Raw genomic sequence first — 16820 nt, forward strand, 5'->3', positions numbered from 1 at the left:
GATCAATAGTCGGATCCAATCATCGGCAAGACGTGCTCGCGCTCGAAGGCGATATGCCGGCGCAGGCTTTCGAAGAAGCCGCGCAGCATGAAGCCAACCGCTTCGGCATTGTCAATGGTCTTGCCATGGCCGATGGCCAGCAGAATCTCGGTCACCTCGGCGGCAAAGCATTCGTCCTCGACATGCTCGGCGCGCAATCGCCGGGCTGAATCACGATTGTTGGCCAGGGCGGTCTCGTAGGCAGGGAAGATAACCGATTCTTCGTATTCGTGGCTGTCGCGCAGAAGCGGAACGATTGCGTTCGCCAAAGTCAGGCATGCCAAAGGATCGACTCGGGGCAGCGTGTCTGCGATTTTTTCCAGCGCGGCGCAGAGCTGCAGCTTTTCCAGATGCGCGCGTCTCATCACCGCGGATGACGCCGCCTTCATGCCGCTGTTGCTGCCCGTTTGAAACGGCAACGATCCTCGTCCCTGTTCCGAGTTCAACGGCAACCTCCTGATCGTTTGCGCACCCAAGGCTGCCCAATCCGAAAGCGCCGGGCTTTGACATGGATCAAGGCGGCGGCGACGTGACTGCTGAATTGCTGTCCCTGCGGATTGACATCCGCGCATCGGAGTCGACGTCGGGGACATGTCATGAAGTTCGGCACGCACATCTTCGCCTTGAGCCTTTTCACATTCGCGGCTTTTGTGGCTGCCGGCTTCGGCGTGGACGCGCCATTCCGACAGCATATGTGGGTGCTGTTCTTGGTGTTGCTCGGCTTTGTCGCCATTCTCCTTCGCAACACGAATTTCGCCCCGGCAGTCGCAGTCGATCCTTCCGCTTACATGGATGGTCCGATCCGCTACGGCGCCATCGCCACGATGTTCTGGGGTGTCGTCGGCATGCTGGTCGGCGTCGTCATCGCGCTGCAGCTTGCCTATCCCGATCTCAACATCCAGCCCTGGTTCAATTTCGGCCGCCTGCGGCCCCTGCACACGTCGGGCGTCGTCTTCGCCTTCGGCGGCAACGCGCTCTTGTGCACATCATTGTATGTCGTACAGCGCACCTGTCGCGCCCGGCTCTTCGGTGGCGATCTCGCCTGGTTCGTGTTCTGGGGCTACCAGCTCTTCATCGTCATGGCGGCGACCGGCTACCTGCTCGGCATCACCGAAAGCCGCGAATACGCCGAACCCGAATGGTATGTCGACATCTGGCTGACCATCGTCTGGGTTGCCTACCTCGTTCTGTTCCTCGGCACGATCCTGAGGCGCAAGGAGCCGCATATCTACGTCGCCAACTGGTTCTACCTCTCCTTCATCGTGACGATCGCGATGCTGCATGTGATCAACAACCTGTCGATGCCGGCCTCCTTCCTCGGCTCCAAGAGTTACTCCGCCTTTTCCGGCGTCCAGGACGCCCTGACGCAATGGTGGTACGGCCACAATGCCGTCGGCTTCTTCCTCACCGCCGGCTTCCTCGGCATGATGTATTACTTCGTGCCCAAGCAGGCGAACCGGCCGGTCTATTCCTACCGGCTGTCGATCATCCACTTCTGGGCGATCATCTTTCTCTACATTTGGGCCGGGCCGCATCACCTGCACTACACCGCCCTGCCCGATTGGGCGCAGACGCTCGGCATGGTGTTTTCGATCATGCTGTGGATGCCGTCATGGGGTGGCATGATCAACGGCCTGATGACGCTGTCAGGCGCCTGGGACAAGCTCCGCACCGATCCGATCATCCGCATGATGGTGATGGCCATCGCCTTCTACGGCATGTCGACGTTCGAGGGTCCGATGATGTCGATCAAGGCGGTCAATTCGCTGTCCCACTATACCGACTGGACCATTGGCCACGTGCACTCCGGTGCGCTCGGCTGGGTCGGCATGATCTCGTTCGGCGCAATCTACTTCATGGTACCGAAGCTGTGGAACCGTGAACGTCTCTACTCGCTGAGGCTCGTCACCTGGCACTTCTGGCTGGCGACGCTCGGCATCGTTGTCTACGCCGCGGTGATGTGGGTGTCCGGCATCATGCAGGGCCTGATGTGGCGCGAATACGACGAGCAGGGCTTCCTCGTCTACTCCTTCGCTGAAACCGTGGCCGCCATGCACCCCTACTATGTCATGCGCGCCATCGGCGGGGCCATGTACCTTTCCGGCGCCCTTATCATGGCCTGGAACATCGCCATGACGATCCTTGGATACCAGCGCGAGGAGCAGCCGATGCCCGGCTCTGTTCCCGCCCTTCAGCCTGCCGAATAGGGAGCCAGAAAATGGGCTTGATGGATAGACACGCAATCATCGAGAAGAACGCCACGCTTCTTCTCATTGGCTCTCTTCTTGTGGTGACTGTCGGCGGCATCGTCGAGATCGCACCGCTCTTCTATCTCGACAACACGATCGAGAAGGTGGAAGGCATGCGCCCCTACTCGCCGCTCGAACTTGTCGGGCGCAACATCTATGTGCGCGAAGGCTGCTACCTCTGCCACAGCCAGATGATCAGGCCGTTTCGCGACGAAGTGGAGCGCTACGGCCACTACAGCCTGGCTGCGGAGTCGATGTACGACCACCCCTTCCAGTGGGGATCCAAACGCACCGGGCCGGATCTCGCCCGCGTCGGTGACCGCTATTCGAATGCCTGGCACGTCGCGCACCTTGCCGACCCCCGCTCGGTAGTGCCGGAATCGGTCATGCCGAGCTATGCCTTCCTGAACGATGCGCCCATCGAGGTGAAGGACTTCTCGACGCATCTGCTTGCGAACGCGCGCGTCGGTGTCCCCTATTCGGATGACATGATCGCCAATGCGAATGCCGACTTGAAGGCGCAGGCCGACCCCAATGCCGACACCTCCGGCCTTGAGAAACGCTATCCCAAAGCCAAGGTCGGAGACTTCGACGGCAATCCGCAACAGGTGACTGAAATGGATGCCCTCGTTGCGTATCTGCAGATGCTCGGGACCTTGGTGGATTTCAAGAACTACGACGAGGCCGCCGGTTACCGCTGAGGAGCTTTATTCATGGAATACAATTTGATGCGGGAGTTTGCTGACAGCTGGGGTCTGGTCGCCATGGCGCTCTTCTTTGTCGGCGCGGTTGCCTTCGCGCTGCGCCCTGGCAGCCGCAAGTTGGCCGACGAAGCTGCCCGGATTCCCCTTGAGGACGAGTGATCATGAGCGACGAGCACATCGACGAAATCTCCGGCGTCTCAACCACTGGCCATGAGTGGGACGGCATTCGGGAGTTGAATAACCCGCTTCCGCGCTGGTGGGTCTGGACGTTCTACATCACCGTGGTTTGGGCCATCGGCTATACCATCGCCTATCCGGCATGGCCGCTGCTGCATTCGGCAACCAAGGGTGTGCTGGGCTATTCCAGCCGCAACGAGGTCAAGAACGAACTGGCCGCGGCCGAAGTCGCGAAGGGCAAATATGTCGCGGCGGTAGAGTCAAAGAGCGTCTCTGAGATTGCCGCGGACGACGCCTTGCGCGAATTCGCCGCCGCCGCCGGTGGCGCCGCGTTCAAGGTCAACTGCACGCAGTGCCACGGCTCTGGCGCCCAGGGGTCAGCCGGCTTTCCCAACCTCAACGACGACGACTGGCTATGGGGCGGCACGGCCGAGCAGATCCAGCAGACGATCACGCATGGCATCCGCTTTGCGACTGATGCGGAAACGCGGCTGTCGGAAATGCCGGCTTTCGGCGACATCATCACCGCCGACCAGATTGCGCAGGTCAGCGCCTACGTCGCCAGCCTGTCAGGCAAGGTCCACGATGCAAGTCTGATCCAGCCGGGCGCCAAGGTCTTCGCCGACAACTGCGTTGCCTGTCATGGCGACAACGCAAAAGGCAACAAGGAGCTGGGCGGACCCGACCTGACCGACGCGATCTGGCTTTACGGCTCAGGCGAGACGGCGATCGCCGACCAGGTTCGAGCACCCAAGCAGGGCGTCATGCCAGCCTGGGGAGCGCGTCTTGGCGAAACCAAGGTCAAGGAACTGGCGGTCTACATCCATTCGCTTGGCGGTGGAGAATAGGAAGCGGGGACCTATTCTCAACCCTTCACCTTCCAGGCGACGAGGCCCGGCCCTGCCGGGCCTCGACTCTTTTCCGGAGCGCGCAGATTGACCTGCATCAACGCGGGCAGGTCCATCCGGCGGCATTGTTGCCTGACGCAGTCAAATCACCGTCTGCGTGTAGAGCGGAGAAAAGTCGTTGCTGGACAAGACGCAGGTAGAACGGCTGGAAGCCGAGGCGGTCAATTCCGCCAGGATCCGTCAGCGCCTTTATGCTCCGCGCAAGAAGATCTTTCCAAAACGCGCCTCGGGCAATTTTCGACGCTTCAAATGGCTGGTGATGGCGATCACGCTTGGCATCTACTATCTGACGCCATGGCTGCGATGGGACCGTGGTCCGTTTGCGCCCGACCAGGCCGTGCTGCTCGATGTCGCCAATCGGCGCTTCTACTTCTTCTTCATAGAGATATGGCCGCAGGAATTCTTTTACGTGGCTGGTCTCCTGGTCATGGCCGGCGTTGGACTTTTCCTGATCACCTCGACTGTCGGCCGTGCCTGGTGCGGCTATGCATGCCCTCAGACGGTGTGGGTCGATCTGTTCCTTGTCGTCGAGCGTGCGATAGAGGGCGACCGCAACGCCCGCATGAAGCTCGATGCAGGTCCCTGGACCGCGCGCAAGCTCATGCTGCGCGTGTTCAAGCACACCATCTGGCTGGTCATAGGCGCGGCGACTGGCGGCGCCTGGATCTTCTACTTTGCCGATGCACCGACACTGCTCGGCGAGCTCTTCACCGGCACTGCGGCGCCCGTCGCCTACATCACCGTCGCCGTCCTGACGGCGACCACCTACACGTTCGGCGGGCTGATGCGCGAGCAGGTCTGCACCTATATGTGCCCATGGCCCCGCATCCAGGCAGCGATGCTGGACGAAAGTTCGCTCACCGTCACCTACAACGACTGGCGCGGCGAACCGCGTTCGCGTCATGCGAAGAAGGTGCAAGCCACAGGACAGTCCGTCGGCGACTGCGTCGACTGCAATGCCTGCGTCGCGGTCTGTCCGATGGGGATCGACATCCGCGATGGTCAGCAGCTCGAATGCATCACCTGCGCGCTTTGCATCGACGCCTGCGACGGCGTCATGGACAAGCTCGGCAAGGAGCGTGGGCTGATCTCCTACGCAACGCTCTCCGATTACAACGCCAACATGATGCTGGCGACCGCGGGCGGCGCCAATTCGGTCAATCCGTCGCTGGTCAGGACGGCTGATGGCCTGTTCTCCGATAAGGTTTCGCATTTCCATATCCGCAAGATCTTTCGGCCGCGCACCTACGTTTACATGGGTATGTGGTCGCTGATTGGCCTCGGCCTGCTCTATTCGTTGCTGACCCGCGACCGGCTCGAAGTGAACGTGCTGCATGACCGCAATCCGCAGTTCGTGACGCTGTCCGACGGTTCGATCCGCAATGGCTACACCGTCAAGCTGCTCAACATGATCCCCGAGCCAAGGACGATCGTCGTCACGATGCAGGGGCTGCAAGGGGCTGACATGAGCGTCGTCGGCGACGACATCCCGGCAGGCCGCTCCTTCGCCATTCCAGTCGAGCCCGACCGTCTGAAGATGCTGAAGGTCTTCGTGCGCCAGCCGGCGGAGCAGATCCGGGGCACCGCGCAGATCTTCACGTTCCGGGTCGAGGACAGAGCGAGCTTCGAGGCGGACGAATACACCGCCACTTTCAACGCGCCGGAGATCGCCAGATGACCGCCAAAGCTCAAAAGCCCCGGGAATTCACCGGCAGGCACATGTTGGCCATCATCCTTGCCTTTTTCGGGGTGGTCATCGCGGTCAACCTGACGATGGCGACGCTCGCCAACACAAGCTGGACCGGCCTTGTTGTAGAAAACACCTATGTAGCGAGCCAGCAGTTCAACAAGAAGGCTGAGGAAGGGCGGGCGCAGGCAGCGCTCGGCTGGACCGGGAAACTGACCATCGCATGGGGCGAGGTCCGCTATAGCCTTGCAGACGGCGCCGGCAAGCCAGTTGCGTTGCATGGCGTCAGGGTGCTGTTTCGCCATCCCGCCTACGAAAAGGAGGACGAAGCCGTCACGCTTGCTCTCGCCTCGGGCCAGGAATTTGCTGCGCAGCACGTGCCGAAGGACGGCGTCTGGATCGTCGAAGTCGACGCCGACGCCGGTTCGGCCGAGCCCTACCGCGACGTCCGCAGGGTCATGATTTCCCATGGAGCGCTGAAATGAGTTGTTGTGCACCGGGCGCCGAAATGGCGCTGGATCTGGTCAACACCGGATCGGTCCTGCCGTCCACCCAGGAGATCAGGCTGGCGAGCCGATCGCTTGGCGATGATCTCCGCCAGACCGACCTTTCGGTCCCCACAGTTCATTGCGCGGCCTGCATCCAGGCGATTGAGACAGCGCTGGGAAAGCTCGAGAATGTCGAAGACGCGCGTGTCAACCTGTCGACGAAACGGGTCGCGGTGCGCTGGCGTGGGAACGAAGTACCACCATTCGTCGCCGCGCTGGGCCGGCTGGGCTACCAGGCACATCTGTTCGAAGCCGACACCGATGCGAAGGACAAGGTGCTATCGGAGCTTATCCGCGCCGTCGCCGTTGCCGGCTTTGCGGCGGGCAACATCATGCTGCTCTCGGTGTCAGTCTGGTCCGGCGCCGACGGCGCGACGCGCGATTTGTTCCACTGGGTCTCGGCACTGATCGCCATTCCCGCCCTCGCCTTCGCCGGCGGCATCTTCTTCAAATCGGCGTGGAATGCGCTGCGCCACGGCCGCATGAATATGGACGTGCCGATCGCTGTTGGCGTGTCACTAGCCTACGCCATGAGCCTCTATGAGACGGTCACCCATGGCGACCATGCCTATTTCGACGCGTCGGTGTCGCTACTGTTCTTCCTCCTGATCGGCCGCACGCTCGATCACGTGATGCGCGAGCGCGCTCGGACCGCGGTGAAGGGGCTGTCACAGTTGGCCGCGCGTGGCGCCATGGTGCTACGCGGCGACGGCGCAAGGGACTATTTGCCGGTTGGAGAGATCGAACCAGGGATGCAACTGCTTATTGCAGCCGGCGAAAGAATCCCCGTCGACGGCAAGATTGCGTGTGGAACATCGGACGTCGACTGCTCCCTGGTCTCCGGCGAGAGCACGCCCAGAAGCGTGTCGCCAGAAGATACCGTTCAGGCCGGCGTGCTCAACCTTACGGGTCCGCTGACGATAGAGGCGACTGCCGCCGCGAAGGATTCGTTCCTGGCGGAAATGGTTCGGCTGATGGAGGCCGCCGAGGGCGGTCGCGCACATTACCGCCGGATCGCCGACCGCGTTTCAGCGCTCTATGCTCCTGTGGTTCATCTCACCGCCTTCGTGACATTCGTTGGCTGGATGGCGGCGACAGGCGACTGGCACCGGGCGATGACGATCGCCATCGCTGTTCTCATCATCACGTGCCCCTGCGCACTTGGCCTCGCCGTGCCGATCGTTCAGGTGGTCGCCGCGCGGCGCCTGTTCGAGAACGGCATCATGGTCAAGGACGGCTCGGCCATGGAACGCTTGGCTACAATCGACACGGCGGTGTTCGACAAGACCGGCACGCTCACACTTGGACAGCCCCGGCTCGTCAACGCGGCCTCGATCGATCCCGCCATGCTGGAAATCGCAGCCGGCCTGGCCGCGCATTCGCGCCATCCATATTCAAAGGCTATTGCGGGCCTTGCCGCTAGCAGCAGCCAGAACAAATTCGATAAAGTCACCGAGCACCCAGGATTCGGGATCGAAGCTACCGCCGCTGGAAGCATCTGGCGGCTGGGCCGACGCGGATGGGCGGGCTGGAAGGCTCGAACTGGCGGTGAAGGCAGACATGGCTACGGTGGAACAGTCCTGACGGAAAACGGGATGATTGTTGCATCCTTTGTTTTCGAGGATGCGCTGCGCGTCGGCGCCAGAACAGCCATCGACCAGCTGCACAATGCCGGTCTGTGCGTGGAAATGCTGTCGGGCGACACCGCCAAAGCCTGCTCGGAGGTTGCGGACGTTCTGGGTGTCGACGACTTCGTTCCGTGCCTGCTGCCGTCCGGCAAGGTCGAACGCATCGAGACCCTGGCGAGAGACGGTCACAAGGTTCTGATGGTTGGCGACGGCCTCAACGACACGCCTGCACTGAGCGCGGCGCATGTCTCGATCGCACCGGCCACCGCAGCCGACATTGGCCGCAACGCGGCCGACTTCGTATTCCTGCGCGAAAGCCTGCTGGCTGTGCCTCTCGCGCTGGACGTCTCGCGCAAGGCGGGTCACCTGATCCGCCAGAACATTGCGATTGCGATCGTCTACAATGCCGTCGCCGTGCCGATCGCCATCCTGGGCCACGTCACCCCTCTTATCGCAGCGATCGCCATGTCTGCTTCCTCGCTCCTCGTGATCGGAAACGCGCTGCGTCTGCAGAATTCCAGGCAAAGTTCGCCGGCGAAGAATGTTCGGCGCGACAGGCGTTCCGACATCACCAAATTGGCACAGTCCTCATGACAACCCTTGCCTACCTCATACCTGTGGCCCTCTTCCTTGGTGCGCTTGGACTGGGGGGCTTCCTGTGGGCTTTAAAGAGTGGCCAGTACGAAGATCTTGACGGCGCCGCCGAGCGGGTCCTTATCGATCGGGAAGACAAGCTGGACTGCTGATCGAAAGCCAAGTAGCCCCGATAATGGCGGTGAGGCAGAAAACTACACCGCCGCATGTCCCTGTCTAGAATAGACCCAAAGCTGGAATAAAGCGCAACATTGCCGTGTCCGAAGTCGCAGCTTGCCGGGTTTAACTCTTTCAATTTGCGCCAGCGCAAAGAAACGCCGCGTCAGGTCAGGTAAATTCTATTCATCCGCAACGGTTGATAGACAGGAGACTGACATGTTCACGCGACGCGAAGCCCTCTTCGGAGTAGCCATCGGCGCTGCCGCCGTGGCGGCGATGCCGGCATTTTCCGCAACGGCCCCTCAAGCAGACATCAGCGCGCTCCCCCGGGAAAAGATCAAGCTCGTGGCACCGCCCTTCGTGCATCCGCACGATCAAGTCGCGAAGGGCGGACCGAAAATCGTCGAGTTCACCATGACGATCGAGGAGAAGCCTGTCGTCATCGACTCCGACGGCACGACGCTCAATGCGATGACCTACAATGGTTCGATCCCCGGCCCGCTGATGGTCGTGCATCAGGACGATTATCTCGAGCTGACGCTCATCAATCCCGACACCAACTCACTCGCTCACAACATCGACTTCCACGCCGCGACCGGCGCTCTGGGCGGCGGCGAGCTCACGCTGATCAATCCCGGCGAACAGGTGACCTTACGCTTCAAGGCGACCCGCTCGGGGACGTTTGTCTATCACTGCGCGCCCGGTGGCGCGATGATCCCTTGGCATGTCGTCTCCGGCATGAGCGGCGCAATCATGGTCTTGCCGCGCGATGGGCTCAGGAACGACAAGGGCGAACCGGTAAAGTACGACAAGATCTTCTACATCGGCGAGAACGACTTCTATGTTCCGCGCGACGAGAAGGGCAATTTCAAGAACTACGAATCGGCCGGTGACGGGTACGACGACATCGTCAAGGTCATGCGCGGACTGATCCCGACGCATGTCGTGTTCAACGGCAAGGTCGGTTCCCTGACCGGCGACAACGCGATGAAAGCCAAGGTCGGCGAGACCGTGTTGATCGTCCATTCACAAGCCAACCGCGATACGCGGCCGCATCTGATCGGCGGTCATGGCGATTATGTCTGGGAACAAGGCAAATTCGCCAACCCGCCGGCCAAGGACCTGGAAACCTGGTTCATCCGCGGCGGCTCGGCTGGCTCGGCGCTCTATACGTTCCTGCAGCCGGGTGTCTACGCCTACGTCAATCATAATCTGATCGAGGCTGTGGAACTCGGAGCGACCGCTCACTTCATGGTCGAGGGCGAGTGGAACGACGACCTGATGACGCAGGTCGAGGCGCCTAAACCCATCGCCACCAACTGACGGCACTCCAATTTGCCCGGACGGCGTCGCTGTCCGGGCATGGACAAGAGCCATGTCTCCTTTCATCCTCAAGGTTGCCTCGGTCGCCATGGCGGCCGCAACGGTTCCGATGGGCTTGGCCGCCATCGGCTGGAGCGGACATCGGCAATCCCACCCTGCCGCCATGACGGTCACCTTGGTCCCCGGTTCGATCACCTATCCCCTGCCGGGGGAGTTCCTGAGCGATGGACGCCCGCAAGCCAATCCCCGGCTCAGGCGACAGTTCAACAAATCCATCGAAATCATGGCCTATCAGGTCAGCGTGTCCGATTATGCGAATTGTGTAGCGGCTGGCGCCTGTCAGCCGGCACAGGAGACGCGCGCGATCCCGAGCAATGCTCCCGTGACCGGAGTGAGCTATCTCGATGCCAATGCCTACGCGCAATGGTATTCGAAGGCGACCGGCGACGACTGGCGGCTGCCATCCGACGAGGAATGGGCATTTGCCGCGGCGGAGCGGTTCGCAGGCGAATTCGAGGGTGTCGAAAACGACGCCAACAACCCCGCCAGACGTTGGCTCAGCAGTTACAAGGCCGAGGTGGACCTCAATCGCAAACCGGATCCTTTGCCCAAGGGTCGTGGCTCGTTTGGTTTCAATTCCCTGGGCCTCGCCGACTTTTCCGGCAACGTCTGGGAGTGGACTTCGACCTGCTACATCCGCACCACATTGGCTGCGGATGGAAACGGTGTGGTAAGTTCGGTCGACAATTGCGGCGTCCACGTCCTTGAAGGGCTTCACAGAGCCTATATGTCGAACTTCGTCAGTGACGGGAAAAGCGGAGGCTGTGCCGTTGGCACGCCTCCCGACAATCTTGGATTCAGGCTGGTCCGGGATCATCGGGGATGGGCGAACCGTATCCTGGGCTACCTCGGCATTGCCTGACAAATCAGAAGCGGCTGCTCCATTCGCGTTTTTGACGATCGCCTGCTCTCCGGCCGCCTCACCGCGCCTTTGGCGTCATCAATGCAGTTCCGTAGACCAGGATGAAGCCGCTAAATGCCGCCGCCCAGGCAGCACCCGCCATGTCGATCATCGCCCCCGAGGGGACGAAGGCGGCCAGGATTCTCAATGATCCCGCGAGCAGGACGGCTGCGAAGATGAACGAGGCGCTTCTTCCAGCCTTGAGCTCTCGCCCGGTGTGCCCGAGCGTTGCGCGGGTCATCACAGCAAGCGTCATGGCGCCGACCGCACCAGTTCCGAGTGCGTGGAACCCTGCAGCGGCCGGCACCGTGGCAGGAAAGAAGATCGACGCCGAAACGAAGGCAAGACCGAGAGGCACAAAGGCATATGCAAGATGGAGGATGAGCACCAGCCGATCCCGCAATGTGCGCTCGCCAGCCCAGCGCGACAGACGCCACGCCTGGCAGATTGCGGCGACGGCCATAAGCATTCCCGAGGAGCTGTTGACGGGAGCGAACGTCCATGCTCCCAGCGCGATGGCTGAGATGGCTATTGATGCGATGTCAAAACGGTCGAACGGCGCAGGCAGCCTGCCAGGATTTTCGCGGACGAGCCAGTTGCGGGTGAAGCTCGGAATGATGCGCCCACCGATCAGCGAGATGAGCATGATCGCCGCAGCCATACCGAGCCTGCGGCTGAGGTCGGATGTGCCCTGAAGATGCGCCTCGAGGTGGAACGCGCCGTTGGCACCAGCCAGGACGGCAAGCGGCAGCAGCACCTTGAGATTGCGCCAGTTGCGTCCCGCGACGATCTCGCGGGCCGCCGCGGCAGCGACAGCAAGCAGAAAGGAGCCATCGATCACGGCTGCCGCTTCCCAGCCGATATCCGCCGAGAAGAAGACCGCGACACGGCCGGCAAGCCACAGGACTACCAGCGTCAGCAGCGGCAGGCCTTGCACGGGCAGCCGGCCGGTCCAGTTCGGGATGGCGGTCAAGAGGAACCCGGTAACGATCGCCGGCAGATAGCCGAACAGCATCTCGTGAATGTGCCAGTCGACGGCAACGAACGCACTGTGGGCATCGAGTTCGCCGGCATACATCGGCAGCCAAAGCAGAATGGAGAGCGCGGCATACAACGACCCGAGCAAGAAGAAGGGCCTGAATCCGTAGGAAAGAAATGCGGGTCCGGTGTAGGCCCGCAGGCGTGGAATTCCCATGATTTGCGTCTCCAAATGAACAGGGCCGGATGAACCGCCGCCCTCGGTCCGTCCGGCCCTCGCCTGCCCTTCATGCGGCAGGCATGGCTGTATCGATTGCCGGTCAGTTGGCCGGGACCTGGCTGAACAGGTCGGCGAACACCGTCTTTGCCTTGCCTGCATGTTTGACCGTCTTGGCTGCGTCGAGGTTGACCGGCTTTCCGACAACGATCAGGGCGACCATGCCCATGCCGTAGTGAGGCGCGCATTTGACGCCGTACACACCTTCCTGGGTCAGTGTGACGGTGATCTCCTCGTTGGGCTTTCCCTTGAAGGCTTCGGCGCCGTCCGGAAGCATGCCCTTGATCGACTCCGCGTCATGGCTCTTGTCGGTCGGCACGAACTTGACGGTGTCGCCGGGTGCTGCCTTGACGAAGGCGGGCTGGAAAACCATGGCGCCTTTTTCGCCCTTGTTGAGCATCTGCACCACATGCTCTTCGGCGCTTGCGCCGCCGGCGAGCGCGAGGAGGGAGATTGCGGCAGCGAGGATGGAGAGTTTCATCAATTTGTCCTTTGTTTCGTCTTCGCGGCATTGCGCCGTTCCATGCCATTTAGCCTGACGCGGCCGGGAACAATTTGCGCTGGCGCAAACTCAAGATAAGAAAGGTCTTCCGCACGACTGATGCGGAGCCGTAGGGCCGTGAGGAATCCGCTTGGCTGCGCTGGACCGATCGCTGATTTCGCGACTCCTCCTCTTCCAGGGTCTGACGCCCGACGAGCAGAGCGAGATCCTGCGGGATGCGCGGTCGTCTCGCTATGCCAAGGAGACTGCGATCTTCGAGCAGGAAGCCGAGGCTCATTCCTTCTTCGTGCTGATCGCCGGGCATATCCGTGTCGTTCGCACCACACCGGACGGACAACAGGTCATCGCCAGATACATCAGCGAAGGCGAGATTTTTGGCGTCGCCGCGGCACTTGGCCGAACGACCTACCCAGCCAGCGCAATTGCGGCGGTGGACTGCGTGGTGCTCGCCTGGCCAAATGCTCTGTGGCCGGACCTGGCGGGACGCTTTCCCGTGTTTGGGGCGGCCACATACAGGACGGTTGGAACCAGGCTGCAGGAGACGCAGACGCGGGTTGTGGAGATGTCCACCGAGCAGGTGGAGCAGCGGGTTGCGCATGCGCTGCTGCGACTGGCAAACCAGACCGGCCGAAAGACCGACAGCGGCATCGAAATCGATTTCCCGATTTCCAGGCAGGACATTGCCGAGATGACGGGGACGACGCTGCACACCGTCAGCCGCTTGCTCAGCAAGTGGGAAGACAATGGGATAATCGTCAGCGGACGCCAGAAGGTCACCGTGAAGGATGCGCATCGCCTTGTGGTTCTGGCCGAGAACCGGGACAAGCGCTGATCTCATTCTCTGCTGCGGACAGTCGCTTCCAAGTCGGCGATGAGACGGCTTTCATCGACGTGGTGTTCAAGGCACGCTTCAGCCACTGTATGGAATGTGCCGATCGGGCAGCCGACGCACAGCATCTTGTATCTCAGCACCACAGCCACCGTTGCCGGCCATTTCCTCATGATTTCGTCAACGACCATGTCGGGGTCGATCGGACTGGGTTGCTTCACGATGAAGTCTCCGCGATTTGCGACGCCTCTTCATAAATCGCGTTCGGACCGCTCTCGTTGCGCTTTCGCAATCTGAAATGATTCAGATCAAGACACGGCGCGCGTGACCTCGGTAAGCAAAGGGATAAAGTGTCTGAGGAGGTTGGCATGCAAGCCAAAGCCATAATGACCGCGCCGGTCGTCGCGATAGATCCGTCTGCGTCGATCGCCGAAGCGGCCGGATTGATGCTCTCCAGCAAGATCAGCGGGCTTCCCGTCATTCGCAGCGACGGCGCCTTGGTGGGCATTATCAGCGAGGGTGATTTCCTGCGCCGCGGCGAGTTGGGCACTCAGCGCAAGCGCCCACGCTGGCTGGAGTTTCTCGTCAGCCCCGGAAAGGTCGCCGATGAATATGTCCACGCCAATGGGCGACGAATCGAGGAGGTGATGTCGCAAGATGTCATCACGGCATCCCCTGCCGCATCGCTCGCCATGGTCGTCGAGCTCATGACCCGTCACCATGTCAAACGCATTCCGGTCGTCGACGCAGGCAAAGTCGTCGGCATCATCACCCGCTCTGACCTTCTGCGAACATTGCTCAGCGTGCTTCCTGATGCAGTCCCTGCAGCCATCGATGACGAACAGATTCGTCAGAACATCATGACCGAGCTGGCAACAAAGAAATGGGCAGGCAAGGACTTGATCAACGTGACGGTGAAAAATGGCGTGGTGAAACTTCGCGGCGCCATCTTTGACGAACGTGAGCGCCAGGCGGTCATTGTTGCGGCCGAAAACGTCGCCGGCGTCAAAGCGGTCGAGGATGGTCTCTTCTGCGCGGATCCCGTGTCCGTCCTCCTGGTTTCTTAGTGCTGGCCGACCACCCCCGAATTAGGGTCGCCAGTGGCAACGCAAAAGCACCTCGCCTGCGCTAAGGCACTCGTCGCCGCGCATGACACTGATCTACAGCGAGGCACCATTGCCACGGTGAGCTGCCCGTTCTCCCCCAGGCCTCGCCGCGCTCAGATCGCGACCAGAGGTATCAATGGTCCAAGGAGCAGCAGGGCGAATGCAATAAGCGCTGTGCCCACAACCCTTTCTGCCATCCTTTTGCCTCCGCTAAAGCGCCGACCCAGCAAAAGCCACAACGATCCTGTGGCAGCTGTCATCACCAGGAGCGCAATCCAGAAGACCCCCAGCGCGCGCGGCTCGGTGTTCATCGGCACGATAGCCAAGCAATAAATAAAGGCCTTCGGATTGAGAGCACTGGTCGCCGCAACAGAAATGGCGTCGCCGCTTTTGGAAGCGTTGATCCGGGCGCTCGCTGTCAGACGCAGGCCAAGAACTACGAGCCATCCGGCTGCAACCAGCCTAAGGATTTGGATGGCATCGGGTGACACAAAGGGACGCAGCGAAAACCAACATGCGGATGCGATCCCATATCCGCATGCCTGAGCGGCCAAAAGCTTGAGTGCATTCTCTCGCTTGACCGATCCCGCCATCAAAAGAGCGTTGGTTGGCCCTGGTGCGACAAAGAGCAGGAAAGCTTCTAGGAAAAATAGATTGTCCAAACTGCCCTGGTCCCGTGGAATGTAAACCTATCAACTGCAAAACTTGGTTCGCGTTGACTCTCGTCAAAACACGGACAGCACGATATCGTCCAGGCTGAGTACTCGGAAGACTACTGTTGTCCGGCCGCATGCTGCAGTCGAGCGATCAGGTCGCCATTGCGGCAATAGTCTGGCGGGTTATCGGCTTGCTGGTGTTCATCGAGCCAGACCGAGCATTCGTCCTGATGCCCGCAGGAACGGCAGCGGTCCACGGCCCGGCTGGTGACGGCGGCATGGTCGGCTACGACTTTCAATTGTCTATCGACGCCGAGCTTCTGCATCATGCGACCCATTAAAGCGGTTCTGGCGTCCACTGAAATCAGGTAATCGAGAAAGGTCATGTTGATCACTCCTGCCTGCTGGCCATGATTGCCATGTTGGCGGCTGGTGGCGTTGATCTCGATCAACAGTCGACTCGCGAAGAGCGATCATTCCAGCCTGGAACTGCAAGCGTCGGATTTGAAATTCCCGATGCGACCGACGATCAATACGACATGAAGCGGTTGATGCCGCTTTCCTCAATCAGCGAGCGGGTTATCCCGCCGAACGCCCATTCCCGCAGACGGCTGTGCCCATAGGCACCCGAGACGATCAGGTCCGCATGGATCGACCGCGCAAATGTCAGCAACCGGTCGCCGTCTGCGTCGCCGGCGATCAGTTCGGTTCCTGCCATGATGCCGTGATGTTCGAGAAAAACCGCGACATCGGCAAGGCTGTCGCGGATGCTCTTGTCGCGGTCGGCATCCATTGTGGCAACGACGACTTCGTTGGCCGAGGCCAGAAGGGGCAACGCATCTACGATCGCGCGCCGCGCTTCCCTGGTGTCCTTCCAGGCAACAAGAACGGTTTTTGCCATGACATGCTCGACATTGCTCGCGGCAACCAGGACTGGCCGGCCAATCCCAAGTACCAGGCTCCCGACGTCCACTGCACGGAAGACATTTCCCCCTTTCTCGCTGCCGGTGACAATAAGATCGGAAGATCGAGCCGAAATGCTCAGGAAGCGGGTCGGGCTGCAAACGGCTTGCCCCCATTCGCTGAAGATCGAAGCAGGAACCAGCCTCTCGAATTCGGTTTGCAGTTCGGCAAGCCGCTTTTCGATTTCCGTGCGCTGGATCTGCATGATCTCGCCTTCGTAGACCATACCGTCGCCGGTCGCGACCAGTGGCGGGACATCTGCAGCCGCCAGACCGATGAGACGGGCGCCAAACCGTTCCGCGAGCTCGATCCCCACCTTTACAATAGGTGCGGGAGGCGCATCGATTGCGAGGTTGACGATGATTGACTTGTAAGACATTGCGGGCGCCTTTCGCTGAACGATGGAATGCGTGATGAATTGCATTCGACAGCGTCCAATGCCTTGATGCGCATCAAAGGCCCGACAACTGCATTTGCGTTCGAAAACCTCGGCTCGATCCGTTTTGCGTGTTCGGCGAGAAGTGATAGTTAG

At 60.8% G+C, this 16820-nt stretch carries 19 protein-coding genes; 12 read left to right on the forward strand and 7 right to left on the reverse strand.

Annotated elements, in window-relative coordinates:
• Positions 1-2: 2 nt before the first annotated feature.
• The gene (locus tag MESCI2_RS1000000139195; protein ID WP_346557996.1) at positions 3-731 is read right to left on the reverse strand and encodes a hemerythrin domain-containing protein; all 729 of its coding nucleotides are present in this window, start codon (positions 729-731) and stop codon (positions 3-5) included.
• On the opposite strand from MESCI2_RS1000000139195, the gene ccoN reads away from it, so the two are divergent.
• The 10 genes from ccoN to MESCI2_RS0104170 all read left to right on the forward strand — a co-directional run bounded on the left by ccoN (position 636) and on the right by MESCI2_RS0104170 (position 10938).
• On the forward strand, positions 636-2246 hold the full coding sequence (gene ccoN, locus MESCI2_RS0104125; protein WP_027035448.1) for a cytochrome-c oxidase, cbb3-type subunit I: 1611 nt from the start codon (positions 636-638) through the stop codon (positions 2244-2246). The genes MESCI2_RS1000000139195 and ccoN overlap by 96 nt on opposite strands.
• A gap of 11 nt (positions 2247-2257) precedes the next feature.
• Positions 2258-2989, forward strand: coding sequence for a cytochrome-c oxidase, cbb3-type subunit II (gene ccoO, locus MESCI2_RS0104130; protein ID WP_027035449.1), 732 nt, complete (start codon positions 2258-2260; stop codon positions 2987-2989).
• Positions 2990-3001: 12 nt separating this feature from the next.
• The gene (locus MESCI2_RS0104135; RefSeq protein WP_027035450.1) at positions 3002-3151 is read left to right on the forward strand and encodes a CcoQ/FixQ family Cbb3-type cytochrome c oxidase assembly chaperone; all 150 of its coding nucleotides are present in this window, start codon (positions 3002-3004) and stop codon (positions 3149-3151) included.
• A gap of 2 nt (positions 3152-3153) precedes the next feature.
• Complete coding sequence (ccoP, locus tag MESCI2_RS0104140; protein ID WP_027035451.1) at positions 3154-4017, forward strand: cytochrome-c oxidase, cbb3-type subunit III; 864 nt, start codon at positions 3154-3156, stop codon at positions 4015-4017.
• A gap of 178 nt (positions 4018-4195) precedes the next feature.
• Positions 4196-5755, forward strand: coding sequence for a cytochrome c oxidase accessory protein CcoG (ccoG, locus tag MESCI2_RS0104145; RefSeq protein ID WP_027035452.1), 1560 nt, complete (start codon positions 4196-4198; stop codon positions 5753-5755).
• Entirely contained in the window at positions 5752-6249 is a 498-nt protein-coding gene (locus MESCI2_RS0104150; protein ID WP_027035453.1) for a FixH family protein, read from the forward strand. Before ccoG ends, MESCI2_RS0104150 begins: the two co-directional genes overlap by 4 nt.
• Positions 6246-8534: a cation-translocating P-type ATPase gene (locus MESCI2_RS0104155; protein ID WP_027035454.1), complete on the forward strand. Its 2289-nt coding sequence runs from the start codon at positions 6246-6248 to the stop codon at positions 8532-8534. The genes MESCI2_RS0104150 and MESCI2_RS0104155 overlap by 4 nt, the downstream gene beginning before the upstream one ends.
• Positions 8531-8686, forward strand: coding sequence for a cbb3-type cytochrome oxidase assembly protein CcoS (gene ccoS / locus MESCI2_RS0104160; RefSeq protein WP_027035455.1), 156 nt, complete (start codon positions 8531-8533; stop codon positions 8684-8686). The genes MESCI2_RS0104155 and ccoS overlap by 4 nt, the downstream gene beginning before the upstream one ends.
• 223 nt (positions 8687-8909) lie before the next feature.
• A complete protein-coding gene (gene nirK, locus MESCI2_RS0104165; protein WP_027035456.1) occupies positions 8910-10016 on the forward strand; it encodes a copper-containing nitrite reductase in 1107 nt (368 codons plus the stop codon).
• Between the two features lie 88 nt (positions 10017-10104).
• A complete protein-coding gene (locus MESCI2_RS0104170; RefSeq protein ID WP_346557997.1) occupies positions 10105-10938 on the forward strand; it encodes an SUMF1/EgtB/PvdO family nonheme iron enzyme in 834 nt (277 codons plus the stop codon).
• Between the two features lie 58 nt (positions 10939-10996).
• Here the strand turns inward: MESCI2_RS0104170 and MESCI2_RS0104175 are convergent, their stop codons facing one another.
• Positions 10997-12172 (reverse strand): NnrS family protein, encoded by a 1176-nt coding sequence (locus MESCI2_RS0104175; RefSeq protein ID WP_027035458.1) that lies wholly within the window; start codon positions 12170-12172, stop codon positions 10997-10999.
• A gap of 103 nt (positions 12173-12275) precedes the next feature.
• Positions 12276-12713 (reverse strand): pseudoazurin, encoded by a 438-nt coding sequence (locus MESCI2_RS0104180; protein WP_027035459.1) that lies wholly within the window; start codon positions 12711-12713, stop codon positions 12276-12278.
• Positions 12714-12864: 151 nt separating this feature from the next.
• Here MESCI2_RS0104180 and MESCI2_RS0104185 point away from each other — a divergent pair, with 151 nt between their 5' ends.
• The gene (locus MESCI2_RS0104185; protein ID WP_027035460.1) at positions 12865-13566 is read left to right on the forward strand and encodes a Crp/Fnr family transcriptional regulator; all 702 of its coding nucleotides are present in this window, start codon (positions 12865-12867) and stop codon (positions 13564-13566) included.
• 2 nt (positions 13567-13568) lie between these two features.
• On the opposite strand, the gene MESCI2_RS0104190 is transcribed toward MESCI2_RS0104185, so the two are convergent.
• Complete coding sequence (locus MESCI2_RS0104190) at positions 13569-13784, reverse strand: DUF1858 domain-containing protein (protein WP_027035461.1); 216 nt, start codon at positions 13782-13784, stop codon at positions 13569-13571.
• 147 nt (positions 13785-13931) lie between these two features.
• Between MESCI2_RS0104190 and MESCI2_RS0104195 the strand changes: the two genes are divergently transcribed.
• A complete protein-coding gene (locus MESCI2_RS0104195; RefSeq protein WP_027035462.1) occupies positions 13932-14630 on the forward strand; it encodes a CBS domain-containing protein in 699 nt (232 codons plus the stop codon).
• 152 nt (positions 14631-14782) lie between these two features.
• Here the strand turns inward: MESCI2_RS0104195 and MESCI2_RS0104200 are convergent, their stop codons facing one another.
• The 3 genes from MESCI2_RS0104200 to MESCI2_RS0104210 form a co-directional block, all read right to left on the reverse strand.
• Positions 14783-15331: a hypothetical protein gene (locus MESCI2_RS0104200; protein ID WP_027035463.1), complete on the reverse strand. Its 549-nt coding sequence runs from the start codon at positions 15329-15331 to the stop codon at positions 14783-14785.
• 110 nt (positions 15332-15441) lie between these two features.
• Entirely contained in the window at positions 15442-15777 is a 336-nt protein-coding gene (locus MESCI2_RS0104205; protein ID WP_245270207.1) for a DUF6455 family protein, read from the reverse strand.
• Positions 15778-15854: 77 nt separating this feature from the next.
• A complete protein-coding gene (locus tag MESCI2_RS0104210; protein WP_027035465.1) occupies positions 15855-16667 on the reverse strand; it encodes a universal stress protein in 813 nt (270 codons plus the stop codon).
• Positions 16668-16820: the final 153 nt, after the last annotated feature.

Origin of the sequence: Mesorhizobium ciceri WSM4083, from assembly GCF_000519305.1 — a bacterium.
GTDB lineage: Bacteria > Pseudomonadota > Alphaproteobacteria > Rhizobiales > Rhizobiaceae > Mesorhizobium > Mesorhizobium ciceri_B.

Coding starts and splice junctions, on each gene's coding strand:
- ccoN (WP_027035448.1), top strand. CDS start 636: ATGAAGTTCGGCACGCACATCTTCGCCTTGAGCCTTTTCACATTCGCG.
- MESCI2_RS1000000139195 (WP_346557996.1), bottom strand. CDS start 731: ATGCTGTCGGAATGGCGCGTCCACGCCGAAGCCGGCAGCCACAAAAGC.
- ccoO (WP_027035449.1), top strand. CDS start 2,258: ATGGGCTTGATGGATAGACACGCAATCATCGAGAAGAACGCCACGCTT.
- MESCI2_RS0104135 (WP_027035450.1), top strand. CDS start 3,002: ATGGAATACAATTTGATGCGGGAGTTTGCTGACAGCTGGGGTCTGGTC.
- ccoP (WP_027035451.1), top strand. CDS start 3,154: ATGAGCGACGAGCACATCGACGAAATCTCCGGCGTCTCAACCACTGGC.
- MESCI2_RS0104150 (WP_027035453.1), top strand. CDS start 5,752: ATGACCGCCAAAGCTCAAAAGCCCCGGGAATTCACCGGCAGGCACATG.
- MESCI2_RS0104155 (WP_027035454.1), top strand. CDS start 6,246: ATGAGTTGTTGTGCACCGGGCGCCGAAATGGCGCTGGATCTGGTCAAC.
- ccoS (WP_027035455.1), top strand. CDS start 8,531: ATGACAACCCTTGCCTACCTCATACCTGTGGCCCTCTTCCTTGGTGCG.
- nirK (WP_027035456.1), top strand. CDS start 8,910: ATGTTCACGCGACGCGAAGCCCTCTTCGGAGTAGCCATCGGCGCTGCC.
- MESCI2_RS0104170 (WP_346557997.1), top strand. CDS start 10,105: ATGGCGGCCGCAACGGTTCCGATGGGCTTGGCCGCCATCGGCTGGAGC.
- MESCI2_RS0104175 (WP_027035458.1), bottom strand. CDS start 12,172: ATGGGAATTCCACGCCTGCGGGCCTACACCGGACCCGCATTTCTTTCC.
- MESCI2_RS0104180 (WP_027035459.1), bottom strand. CDS start 12,713: ATGAAACTCTCCATCCTCGCTGCCGCAATCTCCCTCCTCGCGCTCGCC.
- MESCI2_RS0104195 (WP_027035462.1), top strand. CDS start 13,932: ATGCAAGCCAAAGCCATAATGACCGCGCCGGTCGTCGCGATAGATCCG.
- MESCI2_RS0104210 (WP_027035465.1), bottom strand. CDS start 16,667: ATGTCTTACAAGTCAATCATCGTCAACCTCGCAATCGATGCGCCTCCC.